Below are 19,328 nucleotides of genomic sequence, written 5' to 3' on the forward strand. Positions count from 1 at the left end.
GAAAGAAGCGGGCGCGCACCCACTGGTGAGCGCCCGCTTTCGTTTTTCGCTCCGAAGAGATTTGCTCCGGGCGGTCAATCGATTATCCTTGTGGTGTTGGTGTGGCTTCGGGGCGTTAGCTCAGCTGGGAGAGCGCGCGCTTTGCAAGCGTGAGGTCATCGGTTCGATCCCGATACGCTCCACTCTGAAGCAACTTGCGTGGTAAACAAAGCGGGGGCGACCAGGAATGGTCGCCCCCGCTTTGTCGTGAATACTCGAGAACAATCCGCTCAATAAATCGTGCCGACACTCGATGACAGGACGCCGGCGTTTGCACTCAGCACGTACGACACCGACGACGTCGTCCACGCCGTCAGATTGAACTGGGCACCGACCGGCACGCGAACGGTCGTCACCGGCGTGAAGGTGAGTGGCGTGTTGGCGGAGCACACGCGCGTCGTATTGCTCGGAACGCTCAGGAGGTATGCGCCATTGCCCGCCCCGAAGGCGGTCGCCGCGCCAGTCGCCGATACGCCGATCGCCGACTGCTCGTCAACGCCGATGCCGCGCGGCGCCGAGGAACGACCGTCCTGCTGCAGGCGCGCGAGGAATGTCACGAGACGGCCCATGCGATCACGCGTGACAAAATGCGAGTCCGTAATGAGGTTCTGCAGCACCGGCACGTTGAATAACGCATTCGTAATCGTCACCGAGGCGTCGTACGGATTCGCGAGCACAATGGCCGAGGTCGACGACACGTTGAACGCCGCATACACGAAGGGACTCAGTACAGCGAGTCCCGCACTGGTGCCGCCAATCGGATAGCCCGCTGCTACCCGTGCGTTCACCGCCGACTGCAGTGCGGTTCCCGTCCACAGATTGACGTACGTGGATTGATCGCCGCCGGCGATGAACACGACTTCGGCCTTCGCGATCGCGTCTCTGACGTAGTCACTGTTCGCGCCGGCCACGGTGGAGATCACAATACTCGTGACCGAGTTCGCCCCGAAGTTCACCAGGTACCGGTTATACCCATTCGTACCGCTCGTCCGCAGTACCACGACGTCGCCGTATTTCCCAGCGCTCCGCGCGCCGCCCTGCGCCAGCAGCCACTGCATGCCAGCGTCGCTGTCCGTGCCACCGCCCGCGAGCAGCGCGCCACCAGCTGGTGTGGTCTGCACGTCGGTCGTGCTTCCCGAGACATACGCCGTGTAGCCTGGATCGACCTTGGCTTTGCCTTGCGTCGCCGTGATGCCATCGAGCCCCGACGGCGCGGTCGGTGAGTTGGTGTGGCTACTGCACGCGGCCAGCGCGAGAGCGAGTAGCAGGGCAGAGCGCGCTCGAGTGGTCATGATCGTGGTGGCAGGAGAGGCATTCAAACTGGCGGCGGGGTCGCCGTGCTCTCGCCAATATACGAGAATCCCCGCGCCGCACGATGCTCGTGCGACGCGGGGGCATACTCGTACCTCCGGACAGGATCTCCGGGCGGTCTTACGGTGCGATCGCGATACCGCGCAGCGGTGCCGCATTGGCTATGCCGCCCACGGGGAACAGCGCGCCGTTGGCGAGGTTTATCGAGTACAGCGTAGAACCGCTGAATCCGCCACCGACCGTCAGCGTGACGTAGGCAGTGCCATTGTTGCCGGCGATGTCGAAGCCCACGTCACCGGTCGTGTTCACGCCGAGTGTGCCGACCGTCGTCATGATACCGTCATTCGGGTTGGCCAGCGTCACCAGCACATCGCGCGCGAAGTCAATCGCATACAACACCGTCGAGGTCGCGCCGCTCACGCTGTTCGTATACGCCGTGCCGCCGATCGACGGAATCTGCAGCATGCCAGCATCACCGATCGCGTACGTCAGCGCGCCGTCTACCGCGGCTACCGTTCCGTCGGTGGCACCATTCAGCTGAGGAACCAGGCGCAGGTTCTGATTGGTGTTGCCGTGCACACGAATGCGATTGGGCACCGGATTGAAGTCGAAACCGAAGTTCGTCCCGGCCAACAAGGGCGTGAAGGCGGTCGTGCCGACCAACGTCGCCGCGCCCGTGAGCGTGTCGAGGGTGTACAAACGGCTGGTCGATCCGAGTGCATAGAGGCGTCCGTCCACCGGCCCGAAATCGATACCCTGCAGTGTCTCACCAGCCTGCAGCCCCGACACGGTCACACGCCGCAGCACGACGTCCGGACGAATGGCGCCGAACGTGATCAAGGAGTTGTTGCCGTCCACCGCGTAGATGGTTCGCCCGTTCGCCGAGCCGGTGGGACCGGTCGGACCCGTGGGGCCCGTCGGACCGGTTGGGCCAGTCGGACCCGCAGGGCCGTTCGGACCTTGCGCCCCGGCGGGTCCGGTCGGACCCACATCGCCCTGACAGGCGGAGAGGGCAGCCACGCCCAACGCCAGGAGCGGGCGAACGAAGAAAGACTGCAGAGTGATACGCGGCATCGCGGGAGTTCCTCGCCGAATTCGGCTCGGGTGAACGGGACGATCGGTCCGCACGCGCACGAGCGACGTCGGAGATCGGAGTTCTTCCGCTACGCCGCGCGACCGCCGCTGGATCTCTCAGACGGTCGCGCCGTTTCCGCTACGCTCCCAATGCCTCCGGACGGCGCACCCGCCAGGCGCGCAGGCTGTTCAGCGTGGCGCGTGAGCGCGAAGCGAGTAAAGACTCGAGCTCGAACGCCGGAAGCGCTTCGCCGAAGTGTCGTCCTTGCTGCTCGAAGCATTGGAGACGCGCGAGTCGCTGCGATTGCTCAGCATTCTCGACGCCTTCGGCGACGACATCGAGTCCGAGACCACGCGCCAGTCGCACCATCGAGGACACGATCGCCTGATCACGCTGATCCACCAGCAACTGCGACACGAACCGTCGGTCGATCTTGATGCCGTCCACGGGCGCCTCCCGCAGGAAGGTGAGCGACGCGTGCCCGACGCCGAAGTCGTCGACTACGAGGCGCAGCCCAAGCCCTTTGAGCGCGCGTAGCGTCTCCATGATCATCTCGCCGTCGACCATTGTGCTGTTCTCGGTGACCTCGAGCGTCAGGGCCTCAGGAGGGCAACCCGTTTCTTCGAGAATGGCGGCGACGCGCTGCTCAAAGCCGTGCTCGCGAAGCTGCACCGCCGAAAGATTCACCGATACGCGCAGCGCGCCGACATCATGATCCCGCCGCCAGGCCACGATGGCGGTGCACGCATCGCGTAACACCTGCTCGCCAATCGGCACGATCAGTCCAGTGTCCTCGGCCAGAGCCATGAACCCCGACGGAGACAGCAGACCACGATCGGGGTCGCGCCAACGAAGCAACGCTTCTGCCGCGACGATGCGGTCGGCGACGACGTCCAGAATCGGTTGGTAAAACACTTCGAACTCGCCTTGCGCCAACGCGGCGCGGAGGCGGGACTCCCGGCGGTGCGACACGGAGTCCGCCTTCTCCAACCCGTCCTCGTCATCGCTTCCAACCGCGGCCATGCCGGCCATCGGCGTCATCATGCGACCGCGGCGACGCTCGTATTTCTCGCGGTACATGTCCGAGTCCGCCGCGTCCAGAAGGTCCTTGGCCGTGACACCGTCGAGGGGGGACATGGCGCTCCCGATGCTGGCCTCGATGATCATGGGCTCGGCGCCGCTGAGATTGACGGCGGCCTGCAACGATTCGAGGATCGTGTCCTTCACGTGCGAGACGTCACGACGGCTTGTCACGTCCGGCAAGAGAATGACGAACTCGTCGCCGCCCAATCGTGCCACGGCATCGGATCGGCGGACACAGGCCAGGAGGCGGGCCGACACGGCTTTCAGCAGCGCGTCGCCCTTGGCATGACCCATCGTGTCGTTAATGGCCTTGAAGCCGTCGAGATCGACGAAGAGCAGTCCCGTTTTGCGATTGTAACGGGACCCGAACGCTAGCGCGCGGTCGAGTTGATCCAGAAACAGCTCGCGGTTGGCCAGGCCGGTGAGCGGATCGTGCGTGGCCCGATGGGCCGCCTCCACGCGGGCGGCCTCGAGCGTAGCCAGCCGTCGCTGACGCTCAATGGCGAAGCCAAGCATGCGCGCAAGCGCGTCGGCCGGCACGTCAGCTTTGCCGAGGCACTCGTGTGCACCAGCTCGCAGGGCGCGGATCGCGGTGGCGTCATCGAGATCGCGCGTGTACACCACGATCGGCACCGCCGGCGCTGCGCCGCGGACTCCGGCCAAGGTGGCGATGCCACTGGAGTCAGGCATCGCAAGTTCAACCACGACCGCGTCGAACGCGCTCTCCATCAACTCGCGGATCGACTGCGCCAGCGATTGGACGCGGGTGATGTGCACCCGATCGCCGAGTCGCTGCCGAAGACACGTTTCGGAATGATTCGCTTCCAGCTCGTCGCCATCGATCAGCAGGACGCGCAAGACAGCATCCGTGACTACCCGCGTTTGATGATTCATGTCTGATCCATCACGGCGTTCGGGGCGACGAGCTCAAGAGAAGGAACACGCTCAACTCAACGATACCAACGTTTTCAACATCTGCTAGTAGATGGCGAATATGTGACGTAGCCGATGCAATTTCGGCAAGGCCTTCACAAGCGCACGCACGGGCTCCACCTGACTGCGTTCGCGACAGAAGATAGAAAATAGCAGAAACTTCGCATTCGAATTCGCTCAAGATGCTTCTGAATAACGAGATGCGCTGTTCTATCTAATGTACTTTCTCAGAAAGCGTCGGCTGAAGGTCGCGAACAGATCCGGACGGCAACCCGAGCAATCGTCTTCTATTGCAACCTGTGGGCCATGGGTTGACCTCGCTATAGGTCATTCGGCGCGCGCGTTTTCGTACCGCACGCCATCACGTCGAACCAATATGGCGGCGAACGATGTTTCAGTCGGCCACCGCAGTACGTCCGTCGATTTCTGGTGGATCTCACGGTCCAGCTTGGCCGTCTCAGGGTCGAGAATCGGCTCGCTGTTTCGACAGCGGGGTGGCAGCGCCAGAGTACCGGCACCGTGCGCGGTGCCACCGGTCTGCTGCACCCGTAGCCCGCGTGGCGAGGTCGCCCGGCGCCGCGCGAGATTTTAAGGACCGCCTGCTGAATTGACGCGTGCCCTGTAATTAAGGCAGAGTGCGCTGCAGCGCGTAACGACACGTTCGATCGGTCAGCTTGTCCGATGGTACCACGGGTCCTACCTTGCACGTGTGACTTCGCACCCCGCACCTCTCCGATGAACGCCGCGGCGCTGCCAACCCTTCCTGAGGTGCTTGGCTTACTGGCGCGCGCGCCCAACGTCACCGATGGGGTGACGTCCGTGTTCGACCGTATTGGCCCGTCCATCGAATCGGCTCGCCTGGCGCTCGAATTCGCCGATGGGTCGAAGCTCCCGATCGTCTGGCGCGATCCCACGAGCGTCGGAGCGGCGTTGCCGAGCACACCCGGTCAGCTGCCGGTGGTCACCGCGGCGGGCGTCGTGGCGACGCTCGTGGTGCACCGCGAGCAGCCGTTCAGTCCGACCGAGCATCATCAGTTGGCCGCGGTCGCAGACCTCTTCGCCGTCGCGCTTGCTCGGGACGCCCAGCTGGAGGATCTCCAACGGGAGTTGACGGCGCGGGTGCAGGAGGTCGCGCACCAGCGCGCCTTCATGGAATGTGTCGTGGACTCGCTTCCCGACGGACTGCACGTGGTCGACCGCGACTACCGTATTCACGCCTGGAACCACAAGCGTGAGACTGGTCTGCAGGGCGTGGCGCGTACGGCAGCGATCGGACGCACCATTTTCGAGGTCTTGCATCGACAGCCGGCCGCGCTGCTGAAGCGGGAGTTCGACGAGGTCTTCGCCTCCGGACGTCTGCAGCAGTTTCAGATGGAGAGCAGCGCCTTCGGCGAGCCCCGCACCTTTCGCATTTCCAAGATTCCCATGCGCATGGGAGGCGGTCCGGTCACACACGTCATCACCATCGGCGAAGACATCACAGACTGGAAGGCCGCACTCGATCGCACGGCCCAGTCGGAAAAGCTGGCCGCGTTGGGCCAGTTGGCCGCGGGGGTGATGCATGAGATCAACAACCCGCTGGCCACGATCGCTGCCTGTGCCGAGTCGCTCGCGCTGCAGCAGGAACTTGGTGCGCCGGCGACGCCGCCTACGGAGTTGCTGCGCATCATCGATCTCGAGGTGCAGCGCTGCAAGAAGATCGTGAACGGCCTCCTCGACTTCGCGCGCCCGAAGCCGGCGCATCGCGAACTCTTCGATCTCGATGAGGTGGTGCAGCAATCCCTGTTTCTCTTGCAGCATCATCCGCGCTTCAAGCGGGTAAAGCTGGTGATGGAGCTCGCGGGGAGCGGTCAGGCCATGGTGCACGGCGACGCCGATCAGCTGGTGCAGGTGTTGATCGCACTCGCCATGAATGCGTTGGACGCCACGCCCGAAGGGGGACGTGTCGTCATCCGCACGTCTACCGCGCGGGCCGACGACGGCCGGTCGCTCGCCCAGCTGGACGTCGAGGACGACGGTCCCGGCATCCCGCGCACCTTGCAGGCGAAGGTGTTCGAACCCTTTTTCACCACCAAGCCGCCGGGGCAGGGCACCGGGCTGGGACTGGCGATTTGCTATGGCATCGTGAACGACCACGGAGGACAACTGGAACTCGTCTCTCCCGAAGGCGCAGGCGCGGTCTTCCGCGTGTCACTGCCAACCAGCACCGCGCCATGAGCGCGGCGCCGTTCCGCGCCATCGATCCCGCTTCGCCGATTCGCGTGCTCATCGCGGAAGACGAGCCGAATCTTGGCATGATCCTCGAACAGTTCATGTCGGCGCGCGGTTTCGCCGTGACGATCGTGCGCGACGGGCGCGCGGCGCTCGAGACGCTGCGCGCCGAAAGCTTCGACGTGGCGCTGCTGGATGTCGTGATGCCCGAAGTCGACGGCCTGGAAGTGCTGCGGCAGATCCGCGAGGAGCCGATGCCTCCAGAGGTCATCGTCATCACCGGCAACGGAACCATCGAGACCGCGATCGCCGCGCTGAAGCTCGGCGCCTACGACTTCCTGTCGAAGCCCTATCGCATGGCGGAGATCGAGGTGCTGGTGAAGCGCGCGTGGGAGAAGCGCATGCTTGCGCGCGACAACTTTCATCTGCAGTCTCGACTCCGCCGCACCACGGCGGATCCGCAGTTCCTGACCCAGTTTGCCCCACTACGTGCGGTGTTGTCGCTGATCGATCGGGTGGCGCCAAGTGCATCGACCGTGCTGATCAGCGGTGAGTCTGGCACCGGCAAGGATCTCGTGGCGCGTCTGCTGCACGCTCGGAGCGATCATCCTGACGGCCCGTTCGTGGATTTGAACTGTGCCGCCCTCGCCGAGGCCCTGCTCGAGACAGAACTGTTCGGCGTCGAGCGGGGAGCCTTTCCCGGCGCCGATCAACGAAAAGTCGGATTGGTCGAACTGGCCGCGGGCGGCACGCTCTATCTCGACAACGTGGGGGAGTTGGATCTCAAGTTGCAGGCAAAGCTTCTGCGTGCCCTGGAGACCGGCAGCTTCTATCGGGTTGGCGGCACGCAAAAGGTGCAGGTGAACGTCCGTGTGATCGCCTCGAGCACGCGTGATCTCTCGCGCATGGTGCAGGACGGCACGTTCCGCGACGACTTTCTGCATCGCATCAACACGATCCGTGTTGCGTTGCCCCCGCTACGCGATCGCATCGTCGACGTCCCGTTGCTCGCCATGCATTTCCTGGCGCATTTCGGCGAACAGTTCGGCCAGCGCTCGCTGCGGCTCAGCGCCGACGCGACGTCGGTGCTCGAGCGATATCGTTGGCCCGGGAATGTGCGCGAACTGCGCAACGTCATGGAGCGCGCCGCGCTCTTGGCCACTGACGGTCTGGTAAGCGCACTCGATCTGCCGCTGGGCGTGGACGTCGGCGGCGCGGCGCGACCGACGCCCGTCTTGGCGATGGAGTCGGTGCCGGAATCGCGGCGCGACGATGCACGTGACGCCGGAGCCTCGTTCGTCGACCCGCTGTCCACCGACGGACTCACGCTCGAGGAGCTCGAGCGGCGGCATATTGCCGGCGTTCTCGATCACACCCACTGGCATCAGGGACGGGCGGCCGACATGCTCGGCATTTCGGCGAAGACCTTGTATCGAAAGATTCGCGAGTATGGCTTCAAGCGCCCCGCGGGCGGAGCACGCACATGAAGATTCTCGTGATCGAGGACGATCCCACCGTCGGCGAGTTCGTGCGGCGTGGGCTCGAGGAGCAGCGGTGGCAGGCAGATCTGGTGAACAACGGGCTGGAAGGCGAGCGGATGGCGGTGTCACAGCCGTACGATCTCGTCATTCTCGATATGCGGCTGCCCGGTCGGAACGGGCTCGATGTCCTCCGCACGCTTCGTTCGCGCGGCTTCGAGCGGCCCGTTCTCGTACTCACCGCGCAGGACGCGGTCGACGCCAAGGTCGAGACGCTGCGAGCCGGTGCCGACGACTATGTCACCAAGCCGTTCGCCTTCGAGGAGCTGCTCGCCCGCGTCGAAGCGCTGCTGCGCCGACCGCGCGCCATGGCATCGCCACAGCTGCGCGTGGCTGACCTCGAGCTCGATCAGGGCACGCGCGACGTGCGCCGTGGTGAGGAATCGATCGAGCTCACGCCGAAGGAGTTCGCGGTGCTGGAGTATCTGATGCGCCATGCCGGTCGCGTCATGAGCCGCACGCTCATCACCGAGTATGCCTGGGGCTATCACTTCGATCCTGGCACGAACATCGTCGACGTGGTGATCAATCATTTGCGAAAAAAGATCGACGCCAAGTTCGAGAAGAAGCTGATCACGACGGTGCGTGGTGTCGGTTACATGATTCGCGGCTAGGGGAGCGCGCGCGTGGGATCGATCCGGGCACGCCTCACGGCCGCCTATACCGCGGCTTTCCTCGGCACCCTCCTGATCTTCTCGATCGCGATGCTCGCCGTACGCCGCGAGATCCTTTTCCGCGAGCTCGAGGCGCGCGTGCAGTCGGAAGCGGATCAGGTCGTGCGCGCGATCAATCTGGCGCGCAACACCGGCACCGATCCCATCGTCGCCCAGAAGGATCCGCTGGCCGGTCCGAGTGTGTCCTTTCGCATGCAGGCATTCCTGTCGCTGCTCGAAGGCTACGTGCTCGTGCAGGACAGCAGCCAGTACGACATTTATGCGTCGCCCGTTGTGCAGCAGCTGTCGTCGTCCGACCGCGATGTCTTCAGCACGGCCGCCCGCGTCTCGACACCCTCGCCTGCCGTCCGGCGCGTGGCGATGCGCTCCGACGACGTGCTGCTCGCCACGCGCGTCGTGCCGTTGAGCGAGAACGCGCGATATCGCGTGTATGCGGCCCTGAGCACGACGGGCATCAGCTACACGCCCCGGGAGCTCGTCGGCACCATGCTGGTCATCGCGCCGTTCCTGCTCGTGATGTCGATGACCGTTGCATACATCATCGCGGGACGCGCCTTCCGGCCCATCGATCGCATCATTGATCAAGTCGAGGCAATCACCGACGGGCGCTCGCTGCATCGGCGACTGGCCATCGGTGCCGCCGGCGATGAACTGGCCCGCCTCTCGTCCACGCTCAACGCGATGATCGAGCGACTCGAAACCTCGTTCGGTGCGTTGCGTCGCTTCACCGCCGACGCGAGCCACGAGCTCAAGACGCCGCTCGCGGTGATGCGGGCGGATATTGAACGCTCGTTGTCGCCCACCTCGACGCCGACCGAACAGGCGATCGCGATCGAGGAGGCGTTGCAACAGGTCACGCGCATGGCCGATCTCGTCGACTCGCTGCTCACACTGGCGCGCGCTGATGAAGGACGCTTCGATCTGTACCGTGAACCGGTGGAGCTCGGGCCGCTCATGCGCGAAGTGGTGGAAACGGCGCGACTGCTCGGTGAGGACGCGGGGTTGACCATCGACGCGCCGTTGATGGAAAACGCCGAGGTGCTGGCCGATCTCACGCGGTTGCGGCAGCTGTACTTGAACCTCGTGACCAATGCGATCAAGTACACGCCGCGCGGGGGACGCGTCGAGATGACGCTCACGCGCGGCGAGGCCGACGTCACGTTCGCGGTGAAAGACACGGGCATCGGCATTGCGGCGGCCGACTTGCCGTACATCTTCGAACGCTTCTGGCGCGCCGACCGCGTACGTTCGCGCGCCTCGGAGCGCGGCGGATTCGGCCTGGGGCTGGCGATCTGTCAGTGGATCGCGCAAGCCCACGGTGGCAGCCTGACCGTTCAGTCGCGCCTGGGGCGGGGGAGCACATTTACGGTGGTGTTGCCGCTGGCCGGTTCACCGGGCTCGGGCATGACTGGTGAGTACGAGTCGATTGTCAACAGTCACAACCATGAAGATTCCGCCAGCGGAATGCTAACTGCGGATTAATCCGATCCTAATGTTCTTTCCATTGCTCGATCATCTTCGCGACGTAGAATCGCCGTAGTCAGTTCCCGGGCCTCTTGTCCGGGCGCTGCGATCCGTAGCCCGCACCCCGGACAAGCGAGATGTTCAACAATCTGATTGAGTCTCAGGCTCAGAAGCAGAAGCGCTTGGGTGGGTCCATCACCTCGATCATCGTCCACACGGCGATCGTTGTTGCCCTCGTGATCGTTACGAAGAATTCGGGCATCATCAACGAGAAGCCGAAGGAAGAAAAGGTCGATTTCGTCGAGGTGAAGAAGGACGAGCCCAAGCCACCTGAGCCGGAAAAGGCCCCGCCGCCGCCCGACGCCGTGGTTGCCCCACCGCCGCCCAAGGGTTTCCAGGTGCTTTCGGCCCCGATCGAAATCCCCAACGTCATCCCCGACATCGATTTGTCCAAGAAGGTCACGGACGAAGCCGACTTCTCGGGTAAGGGTGTCGCCGGTGGTATCGCCAAGGGTGTCGAAGGCGGCAAGGGTCCGGTCCCCCAAGGTGACCAGCCCTACTTCGACTTCCAGGTCGAAAAGCCCGTCGTCATGGCGCCGGGCGCTCAAGGTCCCGCGTATCCCGACATGCTCCGCACCGCGGGCATCGAAGGCACAGTGCTGGCGCAGTTCGTGGTCGATACCACGGGACGTGCGGAAATGAACACGTTCAAGGTGCTTAAGTCCGACAACGACCTGTTCTCCAACGCCGTGAAGAATGCGCTGCAGCGCATGCGCTTCCTCCCCGCCGAAGTGGGTGGACGCAAGGTCAAGCAGCTCGTGCAGCAGCCGTTCCAGTTCTCGTTGAACCGCTAAGGTTTCCCCCCTCGCTCTGCGGAGATTTTTGTCATGAACATGTCGTTGATGGAGCTGTACTCGTCGATGGGCTGGTTTGCCAAGGGCATCGTGTTCACGCTCCTTGGTATGTCTGCCTTCTCGTTCACCGTGCTCATCCAGAAGTGGTGGAGCATGCGGAAGGCGCAGGCCGAAACGCGCAAGTTCGCCCCCGAGTTCTCGCAGTTCCTCGAAGAAGACAACCTCATCGAGGCGATCAAGCTCGCCGAAGGCTACAAGAAGTCGCATGTCGCTCGCGTGCTCGGTGGTGCCCTCGCCGAAATCCGCCCGCTCATCCAGGATGGCTCGGTGACGGTGTCGGACATCAACACGTCGGAGCGCGCCGTCGAGCGTGAAATGCTCATGACGATCGTCGACCTCAAGCGTGGTCTCGGCGTGCTCGCGACCGTCGGCGCCACCGCGCCGTTCGTCGGTCTGCTCGGCACCACGATGGGTATCGTCAACTCGTTCACGGGTATGGCCTCGTCGGGCGCCGGCGGTATCTCCGCCATCGCCGCCGGTGTTGCCGAAGCCCTCATCACCACCGCCATCGGTATCGGCGTCGCCATTCCCGCCGTGTGGGCGTTCAACTTCTTCCAGACGAAGATTGACAACCTCACGGCTGAAATGACCTACACGTCGAAGGAAATGATCGACTATCTCATCAAGGGTGTCTCGGGTGAGTTCGGTCGGTCGCGCTTCACGCGTGAGTTCAACACCGCTGGTCAGCAGTCGATCTCGCAGTAATCACGATCGGTCCTCTGGTGGGCGCTCCGTACGGGGCGCCGCACTGGAAGGCTCAACGCCAGGAGTCGCGCGATGGGAATGAGTGTCAGCAGCGGGGGCGGCGTAAAGGCCGAACCCAACGTGACCCCCATGATCGACGTGATGCTTGTATTGCTCATCATCTTCATGATCACGATCCCGCAGATCAACGCGGGCTTCACTGCGGTCCCGCCGGAAGGGCAGAACCTCAAGCCCCACCCGGAAGAAGATGGTGATCAGGTGCTCGGCATCGACGATCAGGGTCGGTACTATCTCAACAAGAATCGGATTCGCAACGAGGACCTCGAAGCCCTCGTCGGCGAGATCTATCTGAAGGAGCGCGAGGATTACATCATGTACGTCAAGGCCCACAAGGACCTCGAGTACGTGAAGGTCGTCGATGCTCTTGATCGCCTCTCGCGGTCTGGTGTGCGCGTCGCCGCGCTCATCACGGATCAGTCTCCGAATACGGAATCGCTCGTCGAGAGCGACCGCATCATGCCAGGGAGCAAATAACCATGGGCATGTCCGCACCGAGCGGTGGCTCGAATCTGAACAACGACATGAACGTCACGCCGATGATCGACGTGCTGCTTGTGTTGCTGATCATCTTCATGATGATCATTCCGATGAGCCGCAAGGCGATCGACACGCAGCTGCCTGATCCGACACCGCAGCCGCCGTCGACGCAGGTGAATCCCGACCAGATCGTGCTCGAAGTCCTCCCGGACGACAAGTACGCGGTCAACAAGGAGCCGATCGAGAAGTCCAAGCTCCTCGAGAAGTTGACGTCGATCTACGCGCCCCGTCCCGAAAAGATCATCTTCGTGAAGGGCGACACCACGGTGAAGTACTCCGCTGTGATCTGGGCTATGGACCAGGCTCGCGGCGCCGGGGTAAAGGTCATCGGCGTTCCGCCGAAGTGATGTGTGGCGCGGACCCGGCATCGGGAACGCGCCCACCCACGAGATCCACGTCGTGACTACGGCGGGCGAACCCATAGGGATCGTCCGCCGTAGTACGTTGTATAGGTCTCACCCCTCTATCCCTAATGACACCTACGCCTCCGTCGCTTCCAGATACCGCCGATCTCCCGCCGCCGGAACGCCCGCGGTACCGACCGCCTATCGGCGTGCCGGTGGGCAACCAGCGTCGTGTCCGCAGTCTGCTGATCAGCATCGGGATTCACCTGCTGATCATCCTGCTCCTGATCGTGCCGTTCACTTCGCCTGAGATGATTCGCGAAGTGCTGGGGGCGGGCGGCTTGGGCCCGGCCGGTGGTGGTGGCGGTGGCAACCGCGGGACAGGTGGGATTGCCAAGGACGAGCGGCTCCAGTTCGTTCGCGTAGCTCCCGCGCCGACGCCGCCGCCGCCAACGGTGAAGCCGCCCACGATCAATCCCATCGTGCCGCCGCCACCCCCGCCGCCGGTGGTCAAACCGCAGCAACAGCCAGCAGCCCCCACGCAACCGTCCGCCACGGACGCCGCCGACGCCAAGTCGGCGGTCACGGGCACGGGCGGAGGCTCCGGAACCGACGGAAGTGCGGGGGCAGGCCCAGGTAGTGGTGGAGGGGTCGGATCCGGCGTAGGCACCGGCAAGGGCACCAGTGTCGGTCCCGGAACCGGTGGCGGTCCGGGCACCGTGTATCCACCGGCGCCGACGGAGCTGTTCCTGCCACCGCTCCCCGTGCCCAACAAAGCCAAGGGCACGGTTATTGTCGTCTTCGAAGTCGATTCGACCGGCAAAGTGCTCGATCTCCAGTTCACGCCGACCAAAGACGGCGCGTACAATCGAAAGCTGCGCGAGGCGCTGGTCGCCATCCGCTTTCGCCCCGCCGTCAATGCGCAGGGCGTCCCTGTCCGCGGCAAAGCCGAAATCACGTACTCGCTGTAGGCTCGCAGTACGCGTCACCCGACAGTAGCTTGCGCGCACGATATACCTGCGCGTCGACCACCGTACTCCCCACACGTCGCGCTCCTCCCCCGATCCGAGGGCCCATGGGGCTGTTTGATCGTAAACCGATCGCCACCGCCGACGAAAGCGGTACTGGCATGCGCCGAACGCTCGGCGCTGGCGACCTTATCATGCTGGCCATCGGTGCGGTTATCGGCGCCGGAATATTCTCGTCGCTCGGCACCGCCGCGGCGGGAGAAACGCTCGCCGATGGCACCGTCATCCGATACGGCGCCGGACCCGCGCTCGTGCTCTCGTTCGTGTTGCTCGGTGCCGTCTGCGGACTCGCGGCGCTCTGCTATGCCGAACTCGCCGCCATGATCCCACAAGCCGGCAGCGCGTACGCCTATTCGTACGCGACGCTCGGCGAAATCGTCGCGTGGATTGTCGGCTGGGCGCTCATCCTCGAATACGCGGTCGGCAATGTGGCCGTGGCGATCGGATGGTCCGGGTACTTCACCTCGCTGCTCTCGGGATTCGGCGTCAACCTGCCCGGATGGCTCACGCACGGCTACTGGAATGTGAAAGCCAGTGGCGACCCGGCCATCCGCGCGTTGATGGATTCGGCGCCACACATCGGCAACATCCCCGTGCTGGTGAATCTGCCGGCGTTCGGCATCGTCGTCGCTATCACGATGCTGTTGCTCAAGGGCGTCAAGGAAAGCACGCGCGCGAACAACATCATGGTCGTGATCAAGCTGCTGGTGCTCGCGCTCTTCGTGATCGTGGGCGGCATGCACATCGACCCGGCCAACTACAAGCCGTTCGCGCCGAACGGATTCCGCGGCATCCATCAGGGTGCGGCCATCGTGTTCTTTGCCTACATCGGTTTCGACGCGATCTCCACTGCCGCTGAAGAAACCAAGAATCCGCAGCGGAATCTGCCCATCGGTATTCTCGGCGGCTTGGCCATTTGCACGCTGATCTACGTGATCGTCGGTTTCGTCGCCACCGGCCTCGTACCCTACGAACAGCTGCGCAGCAGCGACCCGCTGGCCAAGGCGCTGTCCATTGCCGGTCTCTCCACGGCGAGCTGGATCGTCGCCGCCGGTGCCGTCGTGTCGATGTCCGCCGTGTTGCTCGTGTTTCAGTACGGTCAGCCGCGGATCTTCTACGCCATGGCGCGCGACGGGTTGCTGCCGAAGTTTGCCGCCAAGCTGCATCCGAAGACGCGTACACCCCACGTCACCACGATCATCACCGGTGTCGCGGTGGCACTCGGCTCGCTGCTCGCCGATGACGCCGCGACGTATGACCTGACCAACATCGGCACGCTCGCCGCGTTTTCCGTGGTGTGCATCGGTGTGCTCGTGCTGCGCATTCGCGAACCTGAGCGGCATCGTCCGTTCCGCGTCCCCTTCGTATGGCTCGTGACGCTCGGCGGCGCCGCCGCCTGCGTCTTTGTCATGCGCGGGCTCCCGTCCAGCGCCTGGAAGGCGTTCGCCGTGTGGATGGTCATCGGACTGTCCGTGTATTTCCTCTACGGGTACAAGAACTCGGTGCTGCGTCGCGGGAACGCACCGGTCTCTCCCGAATAAGTCATCAGCCGTACCACGACTCCTCAAACCAGCATCATGGCTCATCAGTCATCCAGCGCGTCGCCTGCGGCAACGAGCAAGGGCTTCCTCGGGATCGGATTTTCGGCGTGGATCGTCATCTCGATGATCGTCGGCATCCTGATCGGCTGGCTCGCGCCCGATTTCGCGCCGAACCTCAAGCCGTTCGCGAACATCTTCCTGCGCATGATCAAGTCGTTGATCGTGCCGCTGCTGTTCAGCACCTTGGTGGTCGGCATTGCCGGTCACGGTGATGACATGAAGAAGGTCGGCAAGCTCGCGCTCCGCTCGATCATCTATTTCGAAGTCGTCACGACAGCGGCGCTCGCGATCGGCCTCATCGCCGTCAACTTCGTGAAGCCGGGTCTCGGCCTCTCGATCGCCCCCGCCGCCGGCAGCACGGAAGAGTTCAAGGCGCTGGCCGCCAAGACGCCGACGTTCGCGTCGGTCCTCGAGCACACCGTTCCGCAGAGCTTCTTCGAAGCGGCCGCGCAGAACGAAGTGCTGCAGATCGTCTTCTTCGCGATCATCTTTGCCGTTGCACTCTCGCGAGTGGAGGGCCCGTCCAAGAAGATCATGCTCGACGGCCTGCAGGCGCTCAGCGAAGTGATGTTCAAGTTCGTCGGCATCGTGATGACCTATGCGCCCATCGGTATCGGCGCCGCCATCGGTGTCACCGTCGGCAAGAGCGGTCTCGGCGTATTGCTCAGCCTCGGCAAACTCGTGGCCACGCTGTATGTGTCGCTCATCGTGTTTGTGCTGCTGGTGCTCGTGCCCGTCGCGCTCATGGCCCGCATCCCGATTATGCGCTTCTGGCGCACGGTGAAGGAACCGTGGCTCATCGCATTCTCCACCGCCTCCAGCGAGGCAGCCTTCCCGCAGGCCATGCAGGCCATGGAGAAGTTCGGTGTGCCGCGCCGTATCGTCTCCTTCGTGCTGCCCACGGGCTACTCCTTCAACCTTGATGGCAGCACGCTCTACCTCGCCATCGCCTCGGTCTTCGTGGCGCAGGCCGCCGGCATCGACATGCCGATCGGTACGCAGCTACTGATGATGCTCACCCTCATGCTCACGTCCAAGGGCGTGGCAGCCGTTCCGCGCGCCTCGCTCGTGATCCTGTCGGGCGCCCTCGCGCAGTTCAATTTGCCTCTCGAGGGCATCGCACTCATTCTAGGCGTCGATGCTATAATGGACATGGCACGCACGTCGGTGAATCTGCTCGGCAACTGCCTGGCCACGGCGGTCATGGCGCGATGGGAAGGCGAGCTGAATATCCCGGCCGAGGAAGCCGTCGTTCACGCCTGATCGCGTTGGCGGTTGTCTCTTTGAAAAACGGCCGAGTTGCGCGATCGCAACTCGGCCGTTGTGTCGCTAAACCTCGACGCCCAGCAAACGCCGCGCCCGTCGAACCGCGCCGCGCGCGGCGTCAACGTCTTCCGCGCGCACCGTAGCGCCGGGAACGGCGCTCTTCAAACGCTGCTCGAGTCGCTTCCGCACCAGCGACCCCTTCGAGAGAAGGCCACCTGCGAACGCCACCGGAATGGCGGCGCGTTCGTCCATGAAGCACCGACGCGCCAACGTGCGAATGTGGAGCGAGAGCTCTTCGACACAGAAACTGATCAGCGCATTCGCGCGCAGATCGCCGGTGGAGGCCACTTTCGCGACCACCGGAGCGAGCGTCGCGTAGTGTCCCGGTGTGGCCTCCGCGGCCCAGGGAATCAGGTCATCAAGCGACTCCAACTCCAACGCCGTGAGAACGGCCCCGGTGAGCGACGTATCGGGCTCGCGCCCATCGTGCGCCGCGGTGATGACGCTCAGGGCGCGGCGCCCGAGCCACGCACCACTGCCTTCGTCACCGATATTCGGACCCCAGCCCCCGCAACGCTCGAGACGCCCGTCCGGCGCACGGGAGTAGGCTACGGAACCCGTTCCCGAGATCAGCAGAACACCGGCCGAGTCGCCGAACGCGTCGTCCATCGCGATCGTGGCGTCCGCCTGCACCGAGACATCGTCGGCGACACGACGCGACGCGAGAGCTGACCACAGGGCCTGTGCAGCGCGCTCCTGTCCGGCTCCGGCCACGCCCACGACGCACACGGCCGGACGCGTCTCGGTGCGATCGACCGTTGCCAGCGCATCGGCGATCAGCGACTTGATGATGTCGGCTGCCACACCTTCATGTCCCGGCGTCAGCGCCGTCCCGGCGCCTTCCACGCGCGCCAGCGTGTTGCCGGCAGCGTCGGCGAGGATGACGCGGGTACGGCTTCCGCCGCCGTCCACACCGACAACGAGTGGCGTCGGGTCGAGAGGTCCGGCACTCATGAACGATTCCCCTGAATAGCGCGAGGCGCTGCGGGCGCCGGGTGAGTGAAAGAAGACAAAACGCCCGTCACGAAGGTGATAGAAAGTCCGATCAGCACATACCACGGCCACGCAATCGACGCCACGCCGTGCAGCGTGGGTTCCATCGACGGGTACGCCGCCACGATCTGCTTTGCGAACACGATAAATGCCATGCAGCTGATCCCGACGCTCATGCCAAGAATCGCATCCCGTTGAATCGCGCGCGACCAGAAGATTCCGAGGAAGAATCCGCCGAGCAGTCCGCCCTGTGTAAACGAAGCGATCGATAGTGCGATGACGACCACTGGCGTGCCCTGTTCCTTGAACATGAGCGCGCCCGCGGTCAGCGCGACACCCCACGCCAAGGCGAACAGTTTGCTCACGCGGAGCGTCCGTGGATCATCCGCCGAGCGGCCGGTGAACGGTAGATAAATATCGTACGTGGACGACGCCGCCAATGCGTTGATGGCACCCGAATGCGTGCTCATGGTGGCGGCAATGATCGCCGCGACGATGAGCCCGATCAGTCCGTGCGGCATCCGCTCGATGATGAAGGTCGGAAAGATCTGATCGGCCGTGGCGAACGTCTGCCCACCGTACACGACCCACAGTCCGAGCCCGACCATGAGGAACAGGGCCATCTGCGCAAACACCGCGAATCCGCTGCCGATGATCGCCACCTGCGCCTGCTTCAGCGAACGGCTCGACAGCAATCGCTGCACGATGATCTGATCGGTGCCGTGCGACGCCATCGCGAGGAACGCGCCGCCGATGATGCCGGCGAACATCGTGTGTGGACGGTCGAAGCCGGTGTACCAGTCGATCCCCTGCAGCTTGCCCGCCGCTCCCGCTTGCGCGAGGATCGTCGTCCAGCCACCGTCGACAGCTTGGCCGATCAGCACGATCGCCGAAATGCCGCCCATCAGGTAGATGCTCGCTTGGAGGAGTTCGGTCCACACCACCGCCTTCATGCCACCGCGATACGTGTAGATCACGGTGAGCACGCCGAGCACCACGATCGCAGCCGGCATCGTGTATTCTTTTGGCATGACAGGGCCGATGATCAGCGCCACAGGAATCGCCGTGGCGAAAACGCGCACCGCGTCGGCCATCGCTCTCGTGATCATGAACACGATCGACGTGAAGCGGCGCGTGCCAAGACCGAACCGTGTTTCGAGGAGCGCGTACGCGGTGACCAGGTTGCCGGCGAAATAGCGCGGCAAGAGCGTGTAGGCCACCACGATGCGCCCCACGATGTAACCGGCCACGACTTCCAGAAAGCCCAGGTTCCCGGTGTACGCCAGCCCCGGAATGCTGATGAATGTGAGGGCCGATGTCTCACTCGCTACAATCGAGAACATCACCGCCCACCACGGAATCGCCCGATCCGCGACGAAGTAGTCACTGGTTGATCGCTGCGTTCGACCGATCCACATCCCCAATGCCGTGGTGCCGCCGAGATACAGCAGCAGCACGAGCAGATCGAGCAAATTGAAGCGGCCGGTCACGA

At 63.9% G+C, this 19,328-nt stretch carries 16 protein-coding genes and 1 tRNA gene; 12 read left to right on the forward strand and 5 right to left on the reverse strand.

The annotated features are described in order from the left end of the window. The first annotated feature begins 109 nt into the window (after nt 1–109). Nucleotides 110–182, forward strand: a tRNA-Ala gene (locus HKW67_RS04220). 87 nt (nt 183–269) lie between these two features. Here the strand turns inward: HKW67_RS04220 and HKW67_RS04225 are convergent. The 3 genes from HKW67_RS04225 to HKW67_RS04235 form a co-directional block, all read right to left on the reverse strand. After that, nucleotides 270–1,331, reverse strand: coding sequence for a cyanophycinase (locus HKW67_RS04225; protein ID WP_171224205.1), 1,062 nt, complete (start codon nt 1,329–1,331; stop codon nt 270–272). Between the two features lie 139 nt (nt 1,332–1,470). Further along, nucleotides 1,471–2,424, reverse strand: coding sequence for a DUF4394 domain-containing protein (locus HKW67_RS04230; RefSeq protein WP_171224206.1), 954 nt, complete (start codon nt 2,422–2,424; stop codon nt 1,471–1,473). 139 nt (nt 2,425–2,563) lie between these two features. Continuing rightward, the gene (locus tag HKW67_RS04235) at nt 2,564–4,402 is read right to left on the reverse strand and encodes a putative bifunctional diguanylate cyclase/phosphodiesterase (RefSeq protein WP_171224207.1); all 1,839 of its coding nucleotides are present in this window, start codon (nt 4,400–4,402) and stop codon (nt 2,564–2,566) included. A 774-nt stretch (nt 4,403–5,176) separates the two neighbouring features. On the opposite strand from HKW67_RS04235, the gene HKW67_RS04240 reads away from it, so the two are divergent. From HKW67_RS04240 to HKW67_RS04290, 11 genes are all read left to right on the forward strand, one after another. After that, nucleotides 5,177–6,658, forward strand: coding sequence for a sensor histidine kinase (locus HKW67_RS04240; RefSeq protein WP_171224208.1), 1,482 nt, complete (start codon nt 5,177–5,179; stop codon nt 6,656–6,658). Then, entirely contained in the window at nt 6,655–8,139 is a 1,485-nt protein-coding gene (locus tag HKW67_RS04245) for a sigma-54-dependent transcriptional regulator (RefSeq protein WP_171224209.1), read from the forward strand. Before HKW67_RS04240 ends, HKW67_RS04245 begins: the two co-directional genes overlap by 4 nt. Then, nucleotides 8,136–8,804: a winged helix-turn-helix domain-containing protein gene (locus tag HKW67_RS04250; protein WP_171224210.1), complete on the forward strand. Its 669-nt coding sequence runs from the start codon at nt 8,136–8,138 to the stop codon at nt 8,802–8,804. The genes HKW67_RS04245 and HKW67_RS04250 overlap by 4 nt, the downstream gene beginning before the upstream one ends. Before the next feature lie 12 nt (nt 8,805–8,816). Further along, complete coding sequence (locus tag HKW67_RS04255) at nt 8,817–10,346, forward strand: sensor histidine kinase (protein ID WP_171224211.1); 1,530 nt, start codon at nt 8,817–8,819, stop codon at nt 10,344–10,346. Between the two features lie 119 nt (nt 10,347–10,465). Continuing rightward, on the forward strand, nt 10,466–11,182 hold the full coding sequence (locus tag HKW67_RS04260; protein ID WP_171224212.1) for an energy transducer TonB: 717 nt from the start codon (nt 10,466–10,468) through the stop codon (nt 11,180–11,182). Between the two features lie 33 nt (nt 11,183–11,215). After that, complete coding sequence (locus tag HKW67_RS04265; RefSeq protein WP_171224213.1) at nt 11,216–11,947, forward strand: MotA/TolQ/ExbB proton channel family protein; 732 nt, start codon at nt 11,216–11,218, stop codon at nt 11,945–11,947. Nucleotides 11,948–12,019: 72 nt separating this feature from the next. Further along, nucleotides 12,020–12,481, forward strand: coding sequence for an ExbD/TolR family protein (locus HKW67_RS04270; protein WP_171224214.1), 462 nt, complete (start codon nt 12,020–12,022; stop codon nt 12,479–12,481). A 2-nt stretch (nt 12,482–12,483) separates the two neighbouring features. Further along, entirely contained in the window at nt 12,484–12,891 is a 408-nt protein-coding gene (locus HKW67_RS04275) for an ExbD/TolR family protein (protein WP_171224215.1), read from the forward strand. 125 nt (nt 12,892–13,016) lie between these two features. Then, on the forward strand, nt 13,017–13,859 hold the full coding sequence (locus HKW67_RS04280; RefSeq protein ID WP_171224216.1) for a hypothetical protein: 843 nt from the start codon (nt 13,017–13,019) through the stop codon (nt 13,857–13,859). A gap of 104 nt (nt 13,860–13,963) precedes the next feature. Then, nucleotides 13,964–15,457, forward strand: a complete 1,494-nt coding sequence (locus tag HKW67_RS04285) for an amino acid permease (protein WP_171224217.1) — start codon at nt 13,964–13,966, stop codon at nt 15,455–15,457. 36 nt (nt 15,458–15,493) lie between these two features. After that, on the forward strand, nt 15,494–16,780 hold the full coding sequence (locus tag HKW67_RS04290) for a dicarboxylate/amino acid:cation symporter (protein WP_171224218.1): 1,287 nt from the start codon (nt 15,494–15,496) through the stop codon (nt 16,778–16,780). A gap of 66 nt (nt 16,781–16,846) precedes the next feature. Here HKW67_RS04290 and HKW67_RS04295 read toward each other — a convergent pair whose 3' ends face one another. After that, nucleotides 16,847–17,797, reverse strand: a complete 951-nt coding sequence (locus HKW67_RS04295; RefSeq protein WP_171224219.1) for an N-acetylglucosamine kinase — start codon at nt 17,795–17,797, stop codon at nt 16,847–16,849. Further along, a complete protein-coding gene (locus HKW67_RS04300; RefSeq protein ID WP_171224220.1) occupies nt 17,794–19,326 on the reverse strand; it encodes a sodium:solute symporter in 1,533 nt (510 codons plus the stop codon). The genes HKW67_RS04295 and HKW67_RS04300 overlap by 4 nt, the downstream gene beginning before the upstream one ends. Between the last annotated feature and the right edge of the window lie 2 nt (nt 19,327–19,328).

Source organism: Gemmatimonas groenlandica (genome assembly GCF_013004105.1).
Taxonomy (GTDB): Bacteria; Gemmatimonadota; Gemmatimonadetes; order Gemmatimonadales; family Gemmatimonadaceae; genus Gemmatimonas; species Gemmatimonas groenlandica.

Coding starts and splice junctions, on each gene's coding strand:
- HKW67_RS04225 (WP_171224205.1), bottom strand. CDS start 1,331: ATGACCACTCGAGCGCGCTCTGCCCTGCTACTCGCTCTCGCGCTGGCC.
- HKW67_RS04230 (WP_171224206.1), bottom strand. CDS start 2,424: ATGCCGCGTATCACTCTGCAGTCTTTCTTCGTTCGCCCGCTCCTGGCG.
- HKW67_RS04235 (WP_171224207.1), bottom strand. CDS start 4,402: ATGAATCATCAAACGCGGGTAGTCACGGATGCTGTCTTGCGCGTCCTG.
- HKW67_RS04240 (WP_171224208.1), top strand. CDS start 5,177: ATGAACGCCGCGGCGCTGCCAACCCTTCCTGAGGTGCTTGGCTTACTG.
- HKW67_RS04245 (WP_171224209.1), top strand. CDS start 6,655: ATGAGCGCGGCGCCGTTCCGCGCCATCGATCCCGCTTCGCCGATTCGC.
- HKW67_RS04250 (WP_171224210.1), top strand. CDS start 8,136: ATGAAGATTCTCGTGATCGAGGACGATCCCACCGTCGGCGAGTTCGTG.
- HKW67_RS04260 (WP_171224212.1), top strand. CDS start 10,466: ATGTTCAACAATCTGATTGAGTCTCAGGCTCAGAAGCAGAAGCGCTTG.
- HKW67_RS04265 (WP_171224213.1), top strand. CDS start 11,216: ATGAACATGTCGTTGATGGAGCTGTACTCGTCGATGGGCTGGTTTGCC.
- HKW67_RS04270 (WP_171224214.1), top strand. CDS start 12,020: ATGGGAATGAGTGTCAGCAGCGGGGGCGGCGTAAAGGCCGAACCCAAC.
- HKW67_RS04275 (WP_171224215.1), top strand. CDS start 12,484: ATGGGCATGTCCGCACCGAGCGGTGGCTCGAATCTGAACAACGACATG.
- HKW67_RS04280 (WP_171224216.1), top strand. CDS start 13,017: ATGACACCTACGCCTCCGTCGCTTCCAGATACCGCCGATCTCCCGCCG.
- HKW67_RS04285 (WP_171224217.1), top strand. CDS start 13,964: ATGGGGCTGTTTGATCGTAAACCGATCGCCACCGCCGACGAAAGCGGT.
- HKW67_RS04290 (WP_171224218.1), top strand. CDS start 15,494: ATGGCTCATCAGTCATCCAGCGCGTCGCCTGCGGCAACGAGCAAGGGC.
- HKW67_RS04295 (WP_171224219.1), bottom strand. CDS start 17,797: ATGAGTGCCGGACCTCTCGACCCGACGCCACTCGTTGTCGGTGTGGAC.